The following is a 21,048-nucleotide window of genomic DNA, read 5'->3' on the forward strand; positions in this document are numbered from 1 at the left end:
ACTAGAGAATCAATCAAGGACGTGGGAATTTAACGCGAAGATGCCAGCCAACTACACCGAACTCGAAAAACGCCTTTGGGAAGCAGCCGACAACCTCAGAGCCAACTCTAAACTCAAGCCTTCGGAATATTCCGTACCCGTTCTCGGGTTAGTTTTTCTGCTGTACGCTGACTATAAATTTGGCTTGGTTTCACAGGAAATAGCAGCGGGAAGCAGCAGGCGGCGCACGGTGGGCAAAACGGATTACCAAGCAAAAGGCGCGCTTTATTTGCCGGAAACGGCCCGTTTTGATTATTTGATCGATCGCCCGGAAGCAGAGGATATTGGCGGGGCGATTAATGCGGCCATGAAGGCGATCGCCGATGAAAATGAGGAACTGGGTGGCGCTTTGCCTAGAAATTACAACAGCTTGGAAAAACCGATTTTGCGGGAGTTGTTGAAAATCTTAAATCGGATTCCCCGAAACAATATTACTGAGGATGCGTTTGGAGAAATTTATCAGTATTTCCTAGGGAATTTTGCTCAGAAAGAAGGGCAGAAAGGCGGAGAGTTTTTTACTCCAATTTCTCTGGTAAAGCTGATTGTCGATGTAATAGAGCCGAATTACGGGCGAATTTTAGACCCGGCTTGTGGTGCTGGGGGAATGCTGGTGCAGAGTGCGATTCGGGTTCGCAATAAGTTAGGATTTGACCCCAATCAAGTAATTAGTGTTTACGGTCAAGAAAAGGTAGACGGAACTGTGAAACTCTGTCAGATGAATTTGGCAGTTCACGGAGTTTCTGGTTTACGCAATATCCGGGAAGGTAACACTTATTATCAAGATATTCACAACAGCGTCGGTGAGTTTGATTTTGTGATGGCGAATCCGCCGTTTAATGTTAATGGGGTGGATAGAGAAAAGATTAAGGACAACCCTCATTATCCCTTTGGTGCACCGACAACTGACAATGCAAATTATCTCTGGATTCAGTTATTTTATACAGCTTTGAATCCGAAGGGACGGGCGGGGTTTGTGATGGCAAACTCAGCGTCGGATGCGCGGGGTTCAGAGTTGGAGATTCGCCGCCAGTTGATAGAAAAAAGGGCGGTGGATGTGATGATTGCGATCGGTTCTAATTTCTTTTATACGGTGACGCTACCCTGTACGCTGTGGTTTTTCGACAGGCGGAAGCTGAAAACACCTCGCCAGGATAAAGTATTGTTTATTGATGCGCGGCATATTTACCGTCAAGTCGATCGGGCCCATCGCGAGTTTAGCGAAGCACAGGTTGAGTTTATCTCAAATATTGTGCGGCTGTACCGAGGGGAAAAGGCAGAGTTGACCGTTGGTGGTTCCGAAATGCTGACTGAGACATTCCCAGACAAGGTTTATCGGGATGTGGCGGGGTTGTGTAAAATAGCAACATTGGATGAGATTGAGGCACAGGGATGGAGTCTCAATCCTGGGCGTTATGTGGGGGTGGCCCAACGCAAGGAGGCGGAGGATTTTGATTTTACCGCACGGTTGGAGGAGTTGAATGAGGAGTTGGAGATTTTGAATGTTGAGGCGCGGGGGTTGGAGGAAACAATTGCTGAGAATGTCGTGATGTTGTTGGAGGAAAGGATTTGATGACAGCAACAACCGCTACTCAATCTTGGAAACGAGTTAAAATAAAGGATATATATTTAGGTTTTTATGATGGGCCTCACGCCACGCCCAAACTAGCATCCGAAGGTGCTGTATTCTTAGGAATTAAAAATATTACAGAAGATGGCAAACTTGACTTATCAGAGATTCGATACATTTCTGAAGAGGAGTTTCCAAAATGGACAAGGCGAGTTTTACCAAGTCCCGGTGATCTCATATTTACCTATGAAGCTACATTAAATCGTTACGCCATTATTCCAGAAGGATTTAGAGGATGTCTCGGTCGGAGATTAGCACTCATACGTCCCAATCCTGACAAAATAGACACCAAATTTTTGTTGTACTACTTTTTTGGAGAGGATTGGCGTAAAACTATTGCAACGAATCTGATTTTTGGTTCGACAGTTGATAGGATTCCTCTAACTAATTTTCCCAATTTTGAGATTTCTCTTCCCCCTCTCCCCATCCAGCGCAAAATTGCTGCGATTCTCTCAGCGTACGATCGCCTAATCGAGAATAACACGCGGCGGATTGAGATATTGGAAGAGATGGCACGATCGCTCTACCGCGAGTGGTTCGTCAAATTCCTCTTCCCCGGACACGAACAGGTGCAGATGGTAGATTCAGAATTGGGGCTGATTCCTGAAGGTTGGGAGGCTGCTAAAGTTGAGGATATATACCGTACTAGCTCAGGGGGAACTCCTAGCAGAAAAAATTCAGACTTTTATGGTGGCTCAATTCTCTGGATTAAAACAAGGGAATTAAATGATGGTTTTATTTTTGAGACTGAAGAAAAAATTACAGACCTTGGTTTACAAAAATCATCGGCAAAGGTGTTTCCTCCCGATACCGTCATTATGGCTATGTATGGCGCAACTATTGGAATGCTAGGAATTTTGGCTTCTCCAGCCGCTACAAATCAGGCTTGTTGCGCCCTGCTCAAAAATAATTCACTGTTTTCTAGTTATTATGCTTTTCTCTATCTTTTAGAGAATAGGGAAAAGATTTTTAGTTTAGGAATGGGAGCCGCTCAGCAAAATATCAGTCAACAGGTTATTAAAGCACTTGAAATCCTCAAGCCTTCTGATGAGGTTATGAGAAAGTTTAATGAACTAGCAGAACCGCTATTTAAAAATATAAAAGTTTTACAACAAAAAAACGACAACCTCCGCAAAACCCGCGATTTACTCCTTCCCAGACTCATCTCAGGCGAAATCAATTTAGAAGAAATAGATATAGGGGTGTATAATGCCGAGAACAATTGATGAAGGCTTTAGAGATTTTCTCGCAAAGCTTACTCCTTCAGATTATGAATCTACAGCGGCGAAGAACCATAGAGCTTCTATTGAAGCTTGTCTTAAAGCTAACTTTGGATTAAACCGATTCTTCCGTACTGGTTCATTTGGTAATGGAACAAGCATTTCGGGATATAGTGACGTGGATTACTTTGCCAGCATTCCCTCTAGTAGGTTGAGTTGGAATTCTTCTTATGCTCTAACTCAAGTAAGAGAAGCATTAAATAAAAGATTTTACTCTACAGATGTCTATGTAGATTGCCCTGCTGTTGTATGTCCTTTTGGTAGTGATGCTAAGGAATCTACAGAGGTCGTACCAGCAAGAGATATTGGAAAAATTGGAAGGAGCAATTATATAACCTATGAAATTCCCGACTGTTCAGGTGGTTGGAGGCATTCAAGTCCAGAAACTCATAATGCTTATGTCACATATGTAGACAAAAAATTAAACGGCAGAGTTAAACCGCTCATTCGCTTCATAAAAGCTTGGAAGTGTTATCGAAATGTTCCCATTTCTTCTTTCTATTTAGAATTAAGAATAGCTAGATATGCAGAAGGAGAACAAACAATTGTTTATGACATAGATGTAAAACGGGTTTTCTCGCATCTATATGATGTAAAGCTAGCTAAGATGCAAGACCCTATGGGAATTTCAAGCTATATTAACCCCTCTTCGACACAAGCTAAGTTAAACGATGCTTGGTCTAAGCTTTCAACCGCCTTGTCCCGTGCTGAAAATGCACTTGAAGCAAAAAACAGAGGTGACCTTAAGCTAGCATTTGATTGGTGGAATCTAGTCTACGACAATAAATTCTCCAGCTACTACAAATGAACACAATACCTCAAGAGCAAATAACCCAAAAGCAGCTTGAGCGCCTAGCTGCTCAGCGACAACTCTATTCTGATGCTAAGAGAATTCAGGCCGTTCTGATAACTCTTAGTGTTCCCTGTGTAATTGTGTTAACTTTGCTTGTCGCTGTATTTCCTAAGCTTCAAGTTTATGTAGCCTTCTGGGGGATATTTGTTACCATTTTGGATGTTGTTATATTTACTCCCCAGCAGAAGTTACTTCAAGAAAAAGCGGCAAAAATACAACAGTTATTTGATTGTGATGTCCTGCAAATGGACTGGTCTAAACTCAACTCTGGGGGCCGTCCAGAACCAGAAGCAGTTGTAGCAGCCTCTTCAAGACATAAAGGTATAGATCCCAATTACTCAAAACTTCAGAATTGGTATCCCGTCAGTGTTGGTCAGTTGCAAATACACCTTGCACGCCTTATTTGCCAGCGCACCAACTGTTGGTGGGATTCTCAGCTTCGTCGTCGCTACGCTGTCTTGGGACTCGTCACAATTGTGGGATTGACAGTCATTGTGTTTTTAGTTGGTCTTACTGGTGGTCTTACATTAGAAAAATTCTTTTTGGTAGTCCTGGCACCGCTAATACCGGCTGTTGTTTTAGGAATACGTCAGTATATTGAGCATACTGAAGCGGCTGCTAGATTAGATAGCCTTAAAGAACGTTGCGAAGGGCTGTGGAGTCAGGCTATTAGAGGAAGATTCACTCCTCAAGAAGTCACCGAAGAATCTTATAAAGTACAGAATGAAATTTATGATAACCGTCGCAGAAATCCGCTGATATTAAACTGGATTTACAGCCTTCTCAGGCGACAACAAGAGGAGCAAATGAATAGGGGTGCAGAAGATCTGATTGAGGAGGCACTTAGAAATCCTTAATGGTTTCATTGAGCAAATTCCCACAGTTGAAATCCACTGGAGAGACTAGCACATGACTCAACCCCACCCCGACTCAGAAGAAGCCCTAGAACTCGAAACGATCGCCCTATTTCAACAACTAGGCTACACCACAGCCAACTGCTACAACGAATGGATTAGCGGAACCAGCAACTTAGGGCGAGAAACCAGAAGCGAAGTAGTCCTCATCTCCAAACTACAACCAGCCGTAGAAAAACTCAACCCTCACCTCCCCAAACCAGCAATTAACCTCGCCATTGACGAACTGATCCGCGACAGAAATGCTCTCACCCTCGCCAACGCGAACCGCGAAATTTACAACCTCCTCAAAGACAGAGTAACAGTCACCTACCGCAACGACGACGGCGAAGAAATCACCGAAAACGTCACCGTCATCGACTGGGAAAACCCCACCAACAACGACTTCTTCCTCGCCTCCCAATTCTGGATTACCGGGGAGCTGTACCCCCGCCGCCCTGATTTAATCGGCTTCATAAACGGCATTCCCCTAATATTTATCGAACTCAAAGCCTCTGGAGAACGAGTCGAACTCGCCTATCAAAACAACTTCTGCGACTACCGAAAAGAAATCCCGCAATTATTTTGGTACAACAGCATCGTTATCCTCTCCAACGGTAGCATCAGCAAAATCGCTAGCCTCACCGCCACCTGGGAGTATTTCTCAGACTGGAAAAAAATCAATAACGAAGGCGAACAAGGCATCATCTCCCTGGAAACCCTAATTCGCGGAACTTGCGACAAAACCAAACTCTTAGATATTGTCGAAAACTTCACTCTATTTAGCGAAGAAAAAGATCATTTAATCAAACTCGTTGCCAAAAACCATCAGTATCTCGGCGTGAACAATTGCCTAGAAGCCGTACAAAACATCCGAGAAAATCAAGGCAAACTCGGCGTTTTCTGGCACACCCAAGGCAGCGGTAAAAGCTTCTCCATGCAGTTCTTTTCCCAGAAAGTCCACCGCACAATTACCGGAAACTGGACATTTGTAATTATCACCGATCGCGACGACTTAGACAACCAAATCTACAAAAACTTTGCCAAAACCGGCGCAGTCACCGAACCCGAAGAAAATGTCCGCGCTAACAGCGGCGAACACCTCAAACAACTATTGACAGAAGACCACCGCTATATATTCACATTAATTCAAAAATTCCGCACCCACAAAGGCGAAACCTACTCCAAACTTTCCGATCGAGATAATATCATAATCATCGCCGACGAAGCCCACCGTTCCCAATACGATAGTTGGGCCGCCAACATGAGAACCGCATTACCCAACGCCGGATTTATCGGCTTCACCGGGACACCCTTACTCGTGGGAGAAGAAGCCACCAAGCGCGTATTTGGCGACTACATCAGCACCTACAACTTCCGCCAATCCATCGAAGACGGCGCCACAGTTCCCCTTTACTACGAAAACCGCATCCCCAAACTCGAACTCACCAACAGCGAACTTAATGAAGAAATAGCCGATGTTATAGAATCAGCAGACTTAGATGAAGCCGAAGAGAATAAACTCGAACGGGAATTTGCGCGAGAATTACACCTGATCGCGCGAGAGGAACGCTTAGAGGAAATCGCCAAAGATATAGTCAGTCACTTTTTAGGGCGTGGCTATCGGGGTAAAGCAATGGTTGTCTCGATCGATCGCTTCACCGCTGTTAAAATGTATAACAAAGTCCAGCAGTATTGGCAACAGCAATTAACTGATTTACAAAACCAACTCATCACCGCCAACACCACCGAACACGAACAGCTAACCGCCCAGATTCAATACATCGCCGAAACCGACATGGCCGTTATCATTTCCTCCTCCCAAAATGAGGAAGAAATCTTTAACAAGAAAGGCTTAACCATCAAACCTCACCGTCAGCGCCTCGCCAAAGAAAAACCTGGATTAGACGATAAATTCAAAGACGCCAACAACCCCCTGCGAATCGTCTTTGTCTGCGCCATGTGGATGACAGGATTTGACGCGCCGAGTTGTTCCACCATCTACCTCGACAAACCGATGCGAAACCACACCCTGATGCAAACAATCGCCAGGGCGAATCGCGTGTTTGGGGATAAAGTTAACGGGCTGATTGTAGACTATATCGGTGTTTTCCGCGACTTGCAAAAAGCCCTAGCAATTTACGGTTTCGCATCGGGTGGCGATGTCAGAGAAGGCGACACTCCCGTACAAGCGAAAGCGGCCCTAGTCGATGAATTGAGAAGTGCGATCGACCTTACGCTACAATTCTGTACTGGACGTGGCATCAATTTCGATAAAATTCAAACCACTACCGAATCTTTCGCCCGTATTAAGCTATGGGATGATGCGGTCGAAGCCATCCTCATCAACGACGATTCCAAACAGCGATATCTAGCACTATCTCAGAACGTTAACAAACTCTACAAAGCCATACTCCCAGACCCAGCAGCGGGCGAGTTCAATCCTAGTTTATATGCTTTTGCTGAAATTACCAAGCGCATCAAACAGCTAACCCCACACTCGGACATTACCGAAGTCAAAGCCGCTGTTGAAGAAATCCTCGATCAGTCGATCGGCACTTTAACATATGTCATCCCCGAATCGAACCAACTTATCGACCTCAGCCAGATTGACTTTGACGCCCTCAAAGCCCAGTTTGCATCCGGTTACAAGCACACCGAAACAGAGAAACTCAAAGGCATAATTAGCAGCCAATTAACGCAGATGCTACGCCTCAACAAAAGCCGGATGAATTACTTAGACAAGTTCCAGCAAATGATTGATGAATATAATGCTGGTTCCCGCAATGTCGAGATATTTTTTGCCGATTTAGTGGAGTTTGCACAAGAACTCAATATTGAGGATAAACGTGCAATATCCGAAAAATTGACCGAGGAAGAATTAGCAATTTTTGACCTGTTGACCAAACCAGATATTACTTTAACCGAGAAAGAAAATCTGGCAATTAAGAAAGTAGCAAAGGAACTTTTGTCAACCCTCAAGCAAGAAAAATTAGTGTTAGATTGGCGCAGGCGGCAGCAAAGCAAGGCAGCAGTTAAAGTGGCGATCGAGGAAGTTTTAGATGGACTGCCCGAAAGCTACTCAACCGAAGTGTATCAGCGAAAGTGCCAAGAGGTTTACCAACACGTCTACGAATCTTATTCTGAGGCCGGGCGCAGTATTTACACCCCAGCAGCTTGAAGCGGTTGCGATCGGCAGGTGTAGCAGGGGTTTGAGATGATGGGATCGGAAATCCGCACTGATTCACAGTTGCTGATTTTCCAAGCAAAAGGCTAGCGTTAATGAGTTCTTTTTTTAAAACAATAGGAATAATATGCTTTCCCAATCACCTGGCATTTATATTATCTTAGCTGCTGTAGTTTCAGGTGTTTTGCTGATAATTAACAATTTAGTGGTAACTTCGATTAATAATAACTTTCAACTAGAGCGAGAAAAACAGCAAGGCATTCGACAACAAGAAAGCGATCGACAAAAATGGTATCGAGAAAAAATTTATGATTCTTATAGAACATCAATTCAGGTTTTGACAAAGATTGTGCAATGGCGACATGAAAGGGACACTAAAAGCATATTTACTGAAGATGAACATATTAATTTAGAGAAATTATACTTTGAATTCAACTCGGAATTTGAAATAATAATAGCTGGTTATCCAGGCAAAGACTCTGAAGAATTTAAAGAAAAAATGGCTAACATTAAGAAATATATGCAGGAAAAGCCTCTGATTGCGAGGATTATCATTACTGAGATGATGGAGCATGACTCAAGAATAAAAGGTGTGAATGAATGATGCTGAGGCAGTGATGTGCACGATAAGAGGATGTGTTACAATCCTCAATCGTGTGGAGCAGGTGCATCTACAAAACCTGCTTTTAGGAGAACTTTTGACAATGTGGCTAAAATTTGGTGTTGCTCTCAGTGGCGAGCTGGCGAGCATTGATGAGGTTGTACGCGGAAAAACTAACCTCGCTTGCCTCTACTGCGGAGGCTCCCTCACAGCGAAAAAGGGGAACGTGAAAGAACATCATTTCGCGCACACCGACGAAACTTGTAAGCCCGTGTCACAGCGGATTAAAACCAAAGCTTTCCCCGCGTTGCCCCTCTACGAGCATTTCAACATCGAACTCAAGGGTGAGGAATTGGAACAGTTGAAGGTGCTGTGGAAAGAGTACGGGACAGAAAAGCGATCGATTCCCAAAGACTTGATAAACTTTCGGTGGGAACTCAAAGGATTGCTAGAGTCATCGGGCGATCGCTTGTATCAGTTCACAAACCTCGGTAAAATCCCGGTGGGTGCGCTTCCCCTGGCATTGTTCAACAAAGTCCAAGAACCCTTGCTGCTGTCGGAACTGGCTTCATTGGAAGGCTCTGTAGAGATTGCTGAAGCTGCGGGGTTATCTTGTTTGGACGAACGGCGGGCTGATTTGCTGATTTATCGATCGCAACTTCGTCGGATTCTGGTGAATTCGCTCTATTTCCTTGAGGTCAAAGCGGACGGCCACTGCTTCTATAAAATTGGGGTGACAACTCGAACGATCGAGGAACGCATCGCTGAAGTGCAGCGGGATGTCAGAGCGCATTACTCGGATGTCGCCGTCAACTTACTAGGATTGTGGGAACATCGGGGGAATGTGGAGCTGTACTTCAAACACCGATACAAAGCGTTTAATTACCGGATTGGCAAGCTGACAGAGTATTTCCTGTTTCCGAATGTTAAGGTTGTGCTGAATGATTTGTACGGGATGGAAGCAAAAGTTTTGAGTGATATTGAGGTGGATGCGATCTGCAACTGGGGTAGGAAGTGAAGAAGTGCGATCGCTACACTGGTTACATCTTCCTTTAAGTATCGTTATCGTTGACTGGAGCAATATCAACTGCAATCACCGTAGCATAGGGATTTAGAGCTTGTTCAGGCACTTGAATCGTTAACTCCCCAAAAGGATCGGCACTTAACATAGAATCGACAATGGCACAGCGAGTTGAGTATTGTAATGATTCCCCTCCAGCGACTTTAAAAACGGCTTGAATCCGTTTAATGGGTACACCTCGTACTGTTACTGACTCGTAGGGCTTCATTAGCAAGAATAAGTAAAAGCGATTGCCGAGCCGAGTAGAAGGGCCGTAGAATTGCCAAGGTTCCAGTCCAGGCTGTGTTCCTACAATACTCTGGGCATGAACAGCCATCCATGCTTCTACCAATTGCAACAAATCCAATTGTTCAGATTGAATTTGCCCATTACCCATTGGACTGACATTCAACAGCAGATTGCCACCTTTACCTGCAACTTCACAGAGGGTATGAATAAGTTGGCGAGCTGACTTGAATTGGGTGTCATTCGGGTTGTAACCCCAGCTTTCATTCAGAGTTAGGCAAGCTTCCCAAGTGCGCGGAGGCGGTTGGGGGGGAATGAATTGCTCGCAGGTATCGAAGTCTCCAAATCCTCTGAGGCGATCGTTGATTAGCAAATGCGGTTGCAGCGATCGAATCATTTCATGTAGCTGTCTAGCTTGCCATTGTTCTGGCTTTCGCTCCCAACCGCCATCAAACCTCTTCAAGTCAATCTTTCCGTAGTTGCTCAACAATTCTTTGACTTGAGCGAACATAAATTCAAGGTAGCGCTCCCATTGAGAACTCGTCGGCTGTCGAAACTTCCCAAACTGATACGGTTTGTCGGTTTCTGTGAAAGCCGGGTAGTCGGGGTAATGCCAGTCAATCAAGGAAAAATACAACCCAATTCGCAAACCTTCAGCCCGCATCGCCTCCACAAATTCTAGGACAATATCTTTTTTGTACGGCGCATACTCGATAGAAAAGTCGGATTCTTGGGTATGAAATAAGGAAAATCCATCATGATGTTTAGCCGTCAAAATCACATACTGCATCCCCAAGCGTTTCGCTAAATTAGCCCAAGTTTGAGGGTCGTATTCAGTCGGATTGAAAGTTTGGGCGGTGCGGTGATAGTCTGCTACCGGGACATCTTGGCAGTACGGCAAGCTAAAGACGCCTCCCACCAATGGCCAAGATATTTCGTACCCACACTGGCTGCTATGACTCCAGTGAATAAACATTCCCAATCGTGCTGTCTCAAACCAGTTGTTTTCTTGAGTCATTAGTTCACCCTGAAATATAGGCGGTATTGTGAAAGAGTAATGTTTACTCGCAGGTAAAATTAATAAGCTAGGGTATACTTCTTTGTTGGATTTGGCTGCAATGAACCTCCCCATAATACCCCACTGAAAATCATGAAAGCAGACACCATCGAAATTGTTGGTTTTCACGCACATATTTACTTTGACAATGATAGCCGTGATGCTGCTGCGCGTGTACGCGAAGGATTGGCTCAGTTTGAGGTGCAGCTAGGACGTTGGCACGACAAACCCATTGGGCCACACCCTCAAGCGATGTATCAAGTTGCGTTTTCACCCTCGGAGTTTGGCAAAGTCGTTCCTTGGTTGATGCTCCACCGCGAGGATCTCAATATTCTCGTCCATCCCGAAACAGGGGACGATGTGGCAGACCACACAACACATTCTTTGTGGCTGGGAGAAAAACTAAAGCTGAATGTCGAAGTTCTGCGACCTAAAACGGCCAGCACCAGCGGGTGAGCTCGCGCCATGCAGAGTTCGCTGGTCGCAGGGTCATCATGGCGTTGACACAACTTTTCGGTTTCTAGGAATAGTTTTGTACGGTTTTCTTCACTGCCAATTAATTCTGATTCTTTCGCACTTATTCGGGCAAATACGACCAACAGAGTGGGGTTCTCCTGACTGTTCCTGCCACGCGCGGAAGCGGCATCATAATAACTGTAAGCAATGAGCTTCAACCAAACAAACTCATAAAGCATTACCAATCTTTGAGGTGACAGATTATGTTGATGCGCTCTTGGCAACCCTTCACGGAAATTGAAACCCTCCGCCAGCAACTCGATAAAGTTTTTGACCGACGGGCAACAACGAGAAATAATTCAGAAGCCACTTGGATGCCCGCTCTAGAATTGGCTGATGCTGGGGACAACTTCATCTTAAAAGCGCAACTGCCTGGAATTGACCCCAAAGGTGTTGACGTTCAAGTGACTCGCGAAGCAATTTCTATCTCTGGCGAACGCCGCTGCGAAAACACAGACGAGAAATCTGGCTGCGTCCGTTCTGAATTCCGCTACGGCAAATTCCACCGGGTGCTTCCCTTGCCCGCACCCATTCAAAACGACTCCGTGCAAGCTGAATGCAAAGATGGCATTCTAACGCTAACCCTGCCGAAGGTACAAGAAGCTCGCAATAAAGTCGTCAAGATTAACTTAGCAGAAATTGCTGGAGCTTCAACAAATCCAGCTTTGGAACAGGCTAACCAATAACGATCTGCTGTGCTTAATCGTGAGGCAAATTTTCCTTTCATTGAGCCTGATTGGATTTACTCGCGCAACAACGGAACTGGAAAAGTTGATACCGGGAGCTAGGATTGCTCTCGGTATTCTTTATTTGGGAAAGCCGATCGAAAAACCACTTGAACCCGCAGTGAATTCAGTAACGCTTACAAGGCAAGCTTCCAGTAAATGCAGTCGATGTGCAGAATACCCAATCGATCGTCCAGGGGCATTGAAGTCCCTCAGTCCTCCGTTCCACCTCCTTCTGTGGCGAATAAAGATGCTTTTACGGTCATCAGAAATCTTTGGGAAAAACGCTGCTGCCAGAAACGCTGCTGCCCCAGAAACGCTGCTGTCAGAAACGCTGCTGAACTCACACCTCTGGTAACTCTTGTAAAATCTGTTCTACTGTTACCTTCAACGGAGGTAAATTATTTTGTACGATCGCCCAAACTAGGTTTAGCGACACTCGGAAATATTCATGGACTACAAGATTCCTAAACGCTACAATTTGCGCCCACGGCACTTGGGAATATCGGCCAGTTAACTCGGAGGATAACGCATTTGTTGCTTCTCCAATAATTTGCAGGTGATGAACAATCCAAATCTGAATTAATTCTTGGTTATCAAATTCTTGCCTGCCAAGGCTTGCATATCGCTCAATTGCCGTTATTGCATCTAATATATCTTGCAGCCGTTCCGCTTCTCGCCTCAAAGTGGTACAGCCTCCTGCAAAACGCGCTCCCGAATGCGTTCTTTCAACATATCTACTGTGGCGATATCGACCTTGCGATTGAGTAGTTGTTCCAAATCAAGCAAGAGCCCACCTGGAAACCAAGGCGTGATTTTGTCTAAATCGTAATCCACTAACAAATCAATATCGCTTTCTGGGGTCGCTTCGCCCCGCGCTACAGAACCGAATACGCGCACGTTGTAGGCTCCGTGCTTTTGGGCAAGTGCGAGAATTTGCGATCGCTCATAATACAGTAATTCTTGAATGCCTAATCCTGTTTTGGTCATCAAACCCTCCTCAACGCCTTAAGATGGTGCCTCCCACCACATTGGGGTCATTGCTAGTTAATCAGCGAAAGTCCCCTAAATCTGTAAGCATTCAAAGCCAAGCTATCAGACATTGTAGAGTATTGTAGTATGCTCTCATAAGCTTTCAGAGTTAACAGGAGTTCATCTGGGAATGCAAATTGAACCCTACGACCCTCACCACCAAGATGGCTGTTATTGGTCTTTTGCATGGGAGAAAATTTATGGATTTGGAAAAACTATTTCAAGCCGGAGATTTAGCACAGCAAGCTGGTGAATATGTTGAGGCTGAGTCAATATGGAGGCGTTTTCTGAAGCACGATCCTGATAATGCGTATGTCTACCTCAAGCTAGGAATGGCTTTGGATTATCAAGGTCAAGGTGAGAAAGCTATCTGGGCATACCAAAACGCTATTAGGATTGCACCTAATTATTCAGCAGCTTACGTGAATATGGCTGCCACACTAGCAGAGCGGGAAAGATTTTCCGAGGCTATGACAGTCTATCAAAAAGCGATCGAGATTGATTCGAGCCAACCACAGGCTTTTGTTGGTATTGGTATGGTACTTGTAAATCTAGAGAGATACGGCGAGGCAATTACTAATTTTCAACAGGCAATTCAGGTTGCTCCTCAATCAGCAGCAGCACATTACCATTTAGGTGTTGCTTTGAATAAGCAGGGCAGAGACGAAGATGCTATCACCGTACTTCAGCACACCACAGAACTAGCACCCAATTCTGCTATTGTATATCAATACCTCGGACAAATACTTGGTAATCAAGGTCGATTTGATGCAGCAATTACAGCATTTGAAGAAGCGATCGAACTCGATCCAAGCTATGCGGCAGCTTACTATAACCTGGGATTTGTACTCAATGCTGTAGACAGAACGGAAGAAGGAAAAGCAGCCATCCAAAAAGCTTTGTTATTAACAGGTGAACAGACCGAGCAGTAAAAAGAGCAGTAGAGTCCTGTTCGGAACCCTATTTATAGCGGTTCTAATTGGAACTTCTGGAAATTGCAGGTACGACCAATGCTGGGAAAGTAAAATGTACTGCTAGATTTATAGTTCGCAATCTGATGCAAGCGATCGCATCCTATCCTTCAACCAAATAATGTCTAAGCGCTCTCGGATTGCAACTTGCTCAAATAATGAAGCAAGTACCCACTCAATTAGTGTCTACCTAGTCCAATTTTACCACCATTTTACCAACATTTTTGCCTTCAAAAAGACCGATGAACGCATCCACCGCTCGCTCGATTCCTACCACCACTGTTTCCTTGTTCTTCAGTTTGCCAGCTTGGAAATAGCCGCCCACTTCTTGTTCAAATTCACTCTGGCGATCGAGCCAATCCCTAACGATTAGCCCTTTCATCGTCAAGCGTTTGCCAATCATATTAAATAGATTGGAAGGGCCCGGCTGGGGCTTTTCATCGTTATAACCGGAGATGCTGCCACAAGCGATAATCCGGCCATGCACCCGTAATGCCGAGAGCGCCGCTTCCAGCGTTTCGCCTCCTACATTATCGAAATAGACATCAATTCCGTCCGGTGCTGCCTGATTCAGTTGTTCGAGGACAGGGCCGGCCTTGTAATCGAAGGCGCTATCAAATCCGCATTCTTCCCGCAGAAACTTGATTTTTTCCATTGACCCAGCAGACCCGATGACACGGCATCCGCGCAATGAAGCCAGTTGTCCGGCGACATTTCCCACCGCGCCTGCTGCTCCCGAAACAAAAATAACATCGCCGGCTTTGACTTCTACCAAATTCAACCCAACCCAAGCAGTCATACCTGTCATGCCGAGGACACCGAGGTAAACTGAGGGCGGTTGAATATCGCGGCTAACCTGATGCAAATCTTTTGGTGCAGCTATGAAGTATTCCCGCCAGCCATAGTTGGAAGTCACAACATCACCAGGCTTGAATTCCTGGACACGAGACTCGATTACAAGGCCGACTGCGCCGCCTTCGAGTGCTTTTCCTAACGCGAAGGATGGAACATAGGATTTCCCCTCGTTCATGCGACCGCGCATATATGGATCTACCGAAATGTAGAGATTGCGAACGAGCACTTGCCCATCTTGAAGTGGCTCTAGTTTGGTTTCGGCGATCGCAAAGTTATCTGCGGTAGGAATCCCCTTGGGGCGAGAGACTAGCTGAATCTCGCGGCTCACAATCTCTGTCATAATTTTCTCCTTATTGGGTAGATTTTCAGAACTCAATTGACTTAAGTTTTAGCGGTTGTTTTTATTTACTAAAGGCATGGATGCCACACATCACTCGCGCCAAATCCTAACGATTGACCGTACTCATATCGGGGTAGCGATCGCCCAGGGCAATTCCTAATGGCAGCGCTTTGGCAATTTGCTCTAGTTCTGCTTGAGTCAGCGTCACAGCAGCAGCCGCAATGTTTTCTTCTAAATAGGTGCGACGTTTAGTGCCTGGAATTGGCACAATGTCTTCGCCCTGCGCCAAAACCCATGCCAGCGCCAACTGTCCGGCTTTGATACCCGATTCGGCTGCCATCTGCTCGATTTGCTCGACTAGCTCCAGATTTTGCTGGAGATTCTCGGCTTGAAAGCGAGGATATCGCTCGGCCCGATAGTCTCCCTCAGATAATGTATCGAGGCTCTTGATTTTGCCTGTGAGAAACCCACGCCCCAGAGGGCTATAAGGCACAAATCCAATCCCTAGCTCTCGGCAAGTGGGCAAAATCTCAGATTCTGGCTCCCGACTCCAGAGCGAATATTCAGTTTGGAGTGCGGAAATAGGATGCACTGCCATTGCACGGCGGATCGTGGCGCTCGCGGCTTCGGATAGGCCAAGGTAGCGAACTTTCCCGGCTTGGACGAGCTGCGCCATTGCGCCTACGGTTTCTTCGATGGGAGTGTTTGGATCGACTCGGTGCTGATAGTAAAGATCGATCGTATCTACGCCCAGACGTTTGAGACTGGCATCACAGCAAGAGCGGACATATTCGGGTTTGCCATTGACGCCCTTAAAGCTGCCGTCGCTACCGCGCACATTGCCAAACTTCGTGGCAATAATGACTCGATCTCGACAGTCTTTAATCGCTTTGCCGACCAACTCTTCATTGTGACCGACACCATACATATCAGCCGTATCGAGCAAAGTCACGCCTAACTCTAAGGCGCGATGAATAGTGGCGATCGATTCTGACTCATCGGTTGTCCCGTAGAACTCGGACATCCCCATACAGCCCAGTCCTAACTCTGAAACTACTAATCCTTGATTGCCGAGTTTTCGCTGTTTCATGATTTTTTCCTATTAGTCTAAAGTTCTTGACGTGTCGGACGGAGGATGATTTCATTCACATCAAAATTACCGGGATGCTAAATGACATAGGCGATCGCACGGTCAATGGCGATCGCATAATGTTCATTCATGCTAGAACGTTTGAGGTATCTCGGTTCTTAGCGACTGCTGACTCCATCAGTCGTGCGTCCGCTCATTTCACTCACGTCGATGCGGTAGATTGCGATCGCTTCTGAACGTCCCTGAGCATCAATCCAGGTTCGATTGATAGCTGGTGACAGCGTGGGATTGCGTTCTTCGATCGAGTGCATTGCCCGATCAATGTCTTCCTGAACTGTGAGGCGGGAGGCTCGACCATTCACAATCACGCTGCGCCAATGAAGCGGCTCGCGTATTTCTTCAATCTGCAAACAAATTTCTGGATTTGCATCAAGATCGTGAGTCTTCATGCCTTCGGTTGTAAACAGGTAAATATCCGAATCTTCGAGATAATAATTCATTGGCATCACGTAGGGTTTGCCTTCGTGTATGCAGCCTAGATGACCGTATCCTACTTGGTGTAGCAGCTCCTGTATTTCTTGTGAACTCATTTCATCAATATCTAACATTACTATTCTCTTAAAAATTCAGTTGATTGGTATTATTGAACAGAAATAAGCCCGGCTTTACATCTGTCGTTAGATGGAGTCGATATGTGAAAGTCAATGATCCGAGTCAATAGCCTGTTGAGAAAACGAGCGCGTCACAAATCTTCTGCCCGCTTATTTGATGCTTTTTTACCCGCAGCTACGCTAGCAACAACCAAACAGACCGTGACTAGGGCGATCTACTCGGTGAGTTTCACCAAGCAAAATTGCCGAAGCCAGAATCGTCAAAAATGGTTGCAACAACTGAATTTGACCTAGCTGTGCAACTTCACCCATTGCCCTACCATGATACCAGGCAAAAAATGCGATAAATTGACTAAAAATACTCACATAAGCCAAACCAAACCAGGCACTCGGTGAAACTATTAACTCTTGTTTTTAAACAACAAAAATTGTGGGTAAAACCTAGAAAGAATCGAGAATCACCAATGCCCAACCAATAACTTGCCACCCACCTAAAACCTTAGCTAATCGCTCACCTTCAGCATAGCCAAAATCAGCAGCAATTATCGAACCCAATAGTGCTAAATCTCCGAGCTGAAGCTGTCGGGCAGCGCTAATAATTCCAAAAAAGACAACCGTTGTACTACCGACAATGCTAGCAATCCAAAAAGTGAAGTCACGGCGATCGCTCCCAACACCCCCATTTGCGAGAAACTAAACCCAGACCCAAAACCTCAACCCCCGTCATGCCCAAAATCCATGAGTGCGAGCGTTGCCTTTTGTACGCCCGCAACCCGTACCTCGTCTGTGCCGTGCATCCCACAGGCCCCACCACCGACACTTGCCTTGACTTTCGAGAAAACCCTAATGCGGAACCCGATGAACTGTGGGAACCCGAGGGCGCGACCTACTACAACGGCGAATTGATTCTGCAACCGAGGCAGCGGTGGACATCAGAGCAACAGTTAGAACTTTTGGATACCCATCCCTTGTTTACTGGTCGGTGTCCCCAATGTGAAATGACTTATCCCCAATATGAAACGCCCCCGGTGCATTGGGATTGTTCGGAGTGCGGATGGATGGATGATTCGGTTTGAGGATGGTTCGCAGCGGTTCTGTTTTGATAATGGCGATCGTTACTTGCTTTTTAAAGCATTGATGCACTTAACTTTCTAGTTAAGATTGAATAAGTTAAATAAAGAATTATGGTTTTTTAAGTAAGCTAGCTAGTATTTAGGTAGTTTGATTACTGAATAAGCTTTCCTGTCAAGTTGTTTAGTATAAAAGGAAATGTAGTTTGTATGAAGAATCTATACCGCAAAGTTGCTGTTGCCTCTGTTTGCACCGCTCTAGGTTTTGTTCTGGGAGCAAGCGAAGAAGTTAAAGCAGCTACATTTACCTTGACACCTACTATCCAATTTGGAGCCACTGCAAGTATGTATCAGATGGGTGTGTATGAGGACGTTAGGCTTATCCCTGGGGATGAGTACGTGTCATACGGGCCGGGTAGTATAACAACCAGGTTAGCTGAATTTAATATTAGCAACTTTTTTCTTGCTCCTAACACAATTATTCGTAGTGCTATCTTTCAGGATAAGATATCCAGTTTCCAAGGAGGCCGTCCTGGTACTCTGGGCATCTTTGGCTATTTAGGAAACGGGACAGCCGAAGCATCAGATCTTTTGGGGGATGAAGTATTGTTAACTTCTGTAGATATCTCATCCTCATCTCCGGGTGATACTCTTAGCTTTGACGTAACTCCGTTTGTTAATCAGCGAGTTAGCAATGGCGATACTTTTGCTGGGTTTGCCATCAGTCTCTTGAACGTTGGTGGGGTCGCTCTGGGAGGTACTGATGCTCTTGGTCGTTCCAGTCTAGTAATTGAAACCGTTGATGCTGCCGAACCAGTTCCCGAACCTACCGCAATCTTTGGTTCAGCTCTAGCCCTGGGCTTGGGAGGATGGCTGAAACGAAAGAAATCAAGTCAGCAGCATAAAACAACGTCACAAGGTTAATCTACCGTTTGACAAGAGTTTAAATAAAGTTATCAGTTACGATCGCCAATTCGACTTGCCTGCAAGACATTCAAGAAGCTGGTGGCATTGATGAGGAAGTTGTGCAGGAAGTTATTGAATTCAAAAAGTTTATTTTTAGGACAAGTTAAGCTAGGCTGATAAACAAGATTTTGTGGTTGCCCAACGAGCTAATCGATCGTCAGCCCAGTTTTACAGCTAAAAAATAAGAAGATTTTGTACAGGAGGAACCTTGAGCTTAATTAATCTTGTCATACCTTCGCCACCCGGTACTACTGCCGGCATTGGCACAATCTTAAAACTGATGCGGGATAATCCCCAACGTGTCTTAAAAGTTGTGCACTTGTACCGCGAACATCCAGAAAGTTCCAGCACTTTCATCGCATTTTTTAGAGAACCAAATTCTGTTTATCAAATTACAGCAGTTCTCAATGTGTGGGGTACGTCCTTTGGATACACCGGGGAATAGCCTCGCGCTTTGGCGTGTAATTCGCTCTGCAATTGAAGACTTGGAACTTCCTTTTGAACAGCGCGAGTGGCGAGAGTTTTCCCATCTAAAAAAGGTTGATTCATCGGGATTGGTCTGATGGCTCTCGGTCATTGCGAATGCCACCAGATGCCCGACACCAATGACAAATCACATTTCTAATATCCAGGTGGGCGTTGAAAAAAACCAGTTACTTGAGTTAATTTTTCCGCAATCTCTAGCAGTTTTAGATCGCTTCCACGCCGTCCCACCACTTGCACGCCGATGGGTAGTCCTTCTTGTGATTGTGTAAAGGGCAGCACTACGGCAGGGTTGCCAGTTAAATTAAAAATTGTTACGTAAGCACCTATTGCGGTCAAATAAGAGAACTCGCGACCATCCACCTCAATAGGTTCTCCTGGCTGACGGTGGGTGAAAGCAGGCACTGGCACCACTGGACACAGCCAAGCATCCCAATTAGATAAGAAACTTTCGAGATTGGCAATCAGAATATCGCGCTCAATGAGGGCGGTGACATATCGTTGTTGCTGTTGAATCTGCGTCAATTCTGACTGAGATAAACCCAATTCAAAATTATAAATATTGAGGTAAGTATCGCGTACCGCATTGCTATCAAAATTTGGCGGCTCGTTGTGTTGCTCTACACAGCATCCTAGCTCGGTCAGGGATGATGCTAATTTTTCTAGAGCAGATGAGGTTTGAGCTGTGGCTGGAATCTCACCAAAACCTTCTGTCCAAGCGTAACGGCACGATTGTAGCGTGATTGCTGGGTTAACTTGTGTGAATATCGGTATAACTTCTGACTGGCGGGGGTCTGGATCTTGAATCAGTGACAGGCACAATCGCAAGTCTTCTACAGAGCGGGCAAGAGGCCCTATTGTTTGTAAGTGGTGGATAGTTTTAGGTGTTCCGGGCAACTCTGGAATATGCCCAAATGTTGAAACTCTATACTCGGTTGGTTTCAAGCCGAAAATGCCACAGAAGTGAGAGGGAACGCGGATTGACCCACCAATATCACTACCAAGTTCTAGAGGGGATAACCCCGCAGCGATCGCACTCGCTCCACCCCCAGTGCTGCCACCTGGTGTATATTCATGGTTCCAGGGGTTGTTGGTTCTACCAAACAGAGGACTGTTGGTCTGAAAGTTATCAGCTAGTTGTGGTGTATTCGTCTTGCCCAAAATAATGGCTCCAGCAGCGCGTAATCGAGCGACGACGGTAGCATCTTGCTTGGGGACGTAATTAGCTAAGGGTTGATAACTGCTGGTTGTGCGTAATCCTTTGGTTTCGAGGGTGTCTTTGATAGTTACGGGAACTCCATGTAAAATCCCCCAATTTTCTCCTTGAGCTAATGCTCGATCTGCTGCTTTCGACTGCGCGATCGCATTTTCTGCATCCAGAGTCACAATTGCATTTAGCTCTGGGTTGTATTGAGCAATCTGACTCAAATAAGCTTCTATTACTTCTGTGGAAGAGACTTGGCGGTCGCGGATTGCTTTTGCTAATTGATGAGCAGATAAAAAAACTAAATCATTCATTCTACTTAACTATACTGTTAGGAAATCA

General features: G+C 45.5%; 22 protein-coding genes. 13 read left to right on the plus strand and 9 right to left on the minus strand.

Going from position 1 to position 21,048, the window contains the following annotated elements; all coding sequences use genetic code 11:
- The first annotated feature begins 40 nt into the window (after positions 1-40).
- The 7 genes from QUB35_RS04415 (at position 41) to QUB35_RS04445 (ending at position 9,498) form a co-directional block, all read left to right on the plus strand.
- Entirely contained in the window at positions 41-1,609 is a 1,569-nt protein-coding gene (locus QUB35_RS04415; RefSeq protein WP_333139734.1) for a class I SAM-dependent DNA methyltransferase, read from the plus strand.
- Positions 1,609-2,892 carry a restriction endonuclease subunit S gene (locus tag QUB35_RS04420; protein ID WP_333139736.1) on the plus strand — a complete coding sequence of 428 codons (1,284 nt, stop codon included), beginning with the start codon at positions 1,609-1,611 and terminating at the stop codon, positions 2,890-2,892. The genes QUB35_RS04415 and QUB35_RS04420 overlap by 1 nt, the downstream gene beginning before the upstream one ends.
- Positions 2,876-3,754 (plus strand): nucleotidyltransferase, encoded by an 879-nt coding sequence (locus QUB35_RS04425; RefSeq protein ID WP_333139738.1) that lies wholly within the window; start codon positions 2,876-2,878, stop codon positions 3,752-3,754. Before QUB35_RS04420 ends, QUB35_RS04425 begins: the two co-directional genes overlap by 17 nt.
- A complete protein-coding gene (locus QUB35_RS04430) occupies positions 3,751-4,656 on the plus strand; it encodes an S-4TM family putative pore-forming effector (RefSeq protein WP_333139740.1) in 906 nt (301 codons plus the stop codon). The genes QUB35_RS04425 and QUB35_RS04430 overlap by 4 nt, the downstream gene beginning before the upstream one ends.
- A gap of 52 nt (positions 4,657-4,708) precedes the next feature.
- Positions 4,709-7,873, plus strand: coding sequence for a type I restriction endonuclease subunit R (locus tag QUB35_RS04435; protein ID WP_333139742.1), 3,165 nt, complete (start codon positions 4,709-4,711; stop codon positions 7,871-7,873).
- A 133-nt stretch (positions 7,874-8,006) separates the two neighbouring features.
- Positions 8,007-8,483, plus strand: a complete 477-nt coding sequence (locus QUB35_RS04440) for a hypothetical protein (protein ID WP_333139744.1) — start codon at positions 8,007-8,009, stop codon at positions 8,481-8,483.
- A 100-nt stretch (positions 8,484-8,583) separates the two neighbouring features.
- Entirely contained in the window at positions 8,584-9,498 is a 915-nt protein-coding gene (locus QUB35_RS04445) for a GIY-YIG nuclease family protein (protein ID WP_333139746.1), read from the plus strand.
- A gap of 34 nt (positions 9,499-9,532) precedes the next feature.
- Here QUB35_RS04445 and QUB35_RS04450 read toward each other — a convergent pair whose 3' ends face one another.
- Positions 9,533-10,804, minus strand: coding sequence for an alpha-L-fucosidase (locus QUB35_RS04450; protein ID WP_333139748.1), 1,272 nt, complete (start codon positions 10,802-10,804; stop codon positions 9,533-9,535).
- A gap of 132 nt (positions 10,805-10,936) precedes the next feature.
- On the opposite strand from QUB35_RS04450, the gene QUB35_RS04455 reads away from it, so the two are divergent.
- Both QUB35_RS04455 and QUB35_RS04460 read left to right on the plus strand, forming a co-directional pair.
- Positions 10,937-11,299: a DOPA 4,5-dioxygenase family protein gene (locus QUB35_RS04455; protein ID WP_333139750.1), complete on the plus strand. Its 363-nt coding sequence runs from the start codon at positions 10,937-10,939 to the stop codon at positions 11,297-11,299.
- Between the two features lie 263 nt (positions 11,300-11,562).
- Positions 11,563-12,045 carry an Hsp20/alpha crystallin family protein gene (locus QUB35_RS04460; protein ID WP_333139752.1) on the plus strand — a complete coding sequence of 161 codons (483 nt, stop codon included), beginning with the start codon at positions 11,563-11,565 and terminating at the stop codon, positions 12,043-12,045.
- Positions 12,046-12,296: 251 nt separating this feature from the next.
- Here the strand turns inward: QUB35_RS04460 and QUB35_RS04465 are convergent, their stop codons facing one another.
- The 3 genes from QUB35_RS04465 to QUB35_RS04475 are packed head-to-tail and all read right to left on the minus strand — an operon-like array spanning position 12,297 to position 13,074.
- Positions 12,297-12,431, minus strand: coding sequence for a hypothetical protein (locus QUB35_RS04465; RefSeq protein WP_333139754.1), 135 nt, complete (start codon positions 12,429-12,431; stop codon positions 12,297-12,299).
- Complete coding sequence (locus QUB35_RS04470) at positions 12,428-12,769, minus strand: HepT-like ribonuclease domain-containing protein (protein ID WP_333139756.1); 342 nt, start codon at positions 12,767-12,769, stop codon at positions 12,428-12,430. The genes QUB35_RS04465 and QUB35_RS04470 overlap by 4 nt, the downstream gene beginning before the upstream one ends.
- Positions 12,766-13,074 carry a nucleotidyltransferase domain-containing protein gene (locus QUB35_RS04475; RefSeq protein ID WP_333054236.1) on the minus strand — a complete coding sequence of 103 codons (309 nt, stop codon included), beginning with the start codon at positions 13,072-13,074 and terminating at the stop codon, positions 12,766-12,768. Before QUB35_RS04475 ends, QUB35_RS04470 begins: the two co-directional genes overlap by 4 nt.
- Before the next feature lie 242 nt (positions 13,075-13,316).
- On the opposite strand from QUB35_RS04475, the gene QUB35_RS04480 reads away from it, so the two are divergent.
- Positions 13,317-14,048: a tetratricopeptide repeat protein gene (locus QUB35_RS04480; RefSeq protein ID WP_333139758.1), complete on the plus strand. Its 732-nt coding sequence runs from the start codon at positions 13,317-13,319 to the stop codon at positions 14,046-14,048.
- A gap of 229 nt (positions 14,049-14,277) precedes the next feature.
- Here QUB35_RS04480 and QUB35_RS04485 read toward each other — a convergent pair whose 3' ends face one another.
- The 4 genes from QUB35_RS04485 to QUB35_RS39075 all read right to left on the minus strand — a co-directional run bounded on the left by QUB35_RS04485 (position 14,278) and on the right by QUB35_RS39075 (position 17,349).
- A complete protein-coding gene (locus QUB35_RS04485; protein WP_333139760.1) occupies positions 14,278-15,282 on the minus strand; it encodes an NADP-dependent oxidoreductase in 1,005 nt (334 codons plus the stop codon).
- A gap of 106 nt (positions 15,283-15,388) precedes the next feature.
- Complete coding sequence (locus QUB35_RS04490; RefSeq protein WP_333139762.1) at positions 15,389-16,372, minus strand: aldo/keto reductase; 984 nt, start codon at positions 16,370-16,372, stop codon at positions 15,389-15,391.
- Between the two features lie 158 nt (positions 16,373-16,530).
- Positions 16,531-16,980 carry a pyridoxamine 5'-phosphate oxidase family protein gene (locus QUB35_RS04495; RefSeq protein ID WP_333139764.1) on the minus strand — a complete coding sequence of 150 codons (450 nt, stop codon included), beginning with the start codon at positions 16,978-16,980 and terminating at the stop codon, positions 16,531-16,533.
- Positions 16,981-17,163: 183 nt separating this feature from the next.
- Positions 17,164-17,349, minus strand: a complete 186-nt coding sequence (locus tag QUB35_RS39075) for an EamA family transporter (protein WP_333448366.1) — start codon at positions 17,347-17,349, stop codon at positions 17,164-17,166.
- A gap of 359 nt (positions 17,350-17,708) precedes the next feature.
- On the opposite strand from QUB35_RS39075, the gene QUB35_RS04500 reads away from it, so the two are divergent.
- The 3 genes from QUB35_RS04500 (at position 17,709) to QUB35_RS04510 (ending at position 19,464) form a co-directional block, all read left to right on the plus strand.
- Positions 17,709-18,059 carry a hypothetical protein gene (locus QUB35_RS04500; protein ID WP_333139766.1) on the plus strand — a complete coding sequence of 117 codons (351 nt, stop codon included), beginning with the start codon at positions 17,709-17,711 and terminating at the stop codon, positions 18,057-18,059.
- A gap of 204 nt (positions 18,060-18,263) precedes the next feature.
- Positions 18,264-18,977, plus strand: a complete 714-nt coding sequence (locus QUB35_RS04505) for a PEP-CTERM sorting domain-containing protein (RefSeq protein WP_333139768.1) — start codon at positions 18,264-18,266, stop codon at positions 18,975-18,977.
- A gap of 250 nt (positions 18,978-19,227) precedes the next feature.
- Complete coding sequence (locus QUB35_RS04510; RefSeq protein WP_333139770.1) at positions 19,228-19,464, plus strand: hypothetical protein; 237 nt, start codon at positions 19,228-19,230, stop codon at positions 19,462-19,464.
- Between the two features lie 176 nt (positions 19,465-19,640).
- Here the strand turns inward: QUB35_RS04510 and QUB35_RS04515 are convergent, their stop codons facing one another.
- Positions 19,641-21,020, minus strand: coding sequence for an amidase (locus tag QUB35_RS04515; protein WP_333139772.1), 1,380 nt, complete (start codon positions 21,018-21,020; stop codon positions 19,641-19,643).
- Between the last annotated feature and the right edge of the window lie 28 nt (positions 21,021-21,048).

This window comes from Microcoleus sp. B13-B6 (assembly GCF_036705405.1).
In the GTDB taxonomy this organism is placed as follows: Bacteria; Cyanobacteriota; Cyanobacteriia; order Cyanobacteriales; family Microcoleaceae; genus Microcoleus.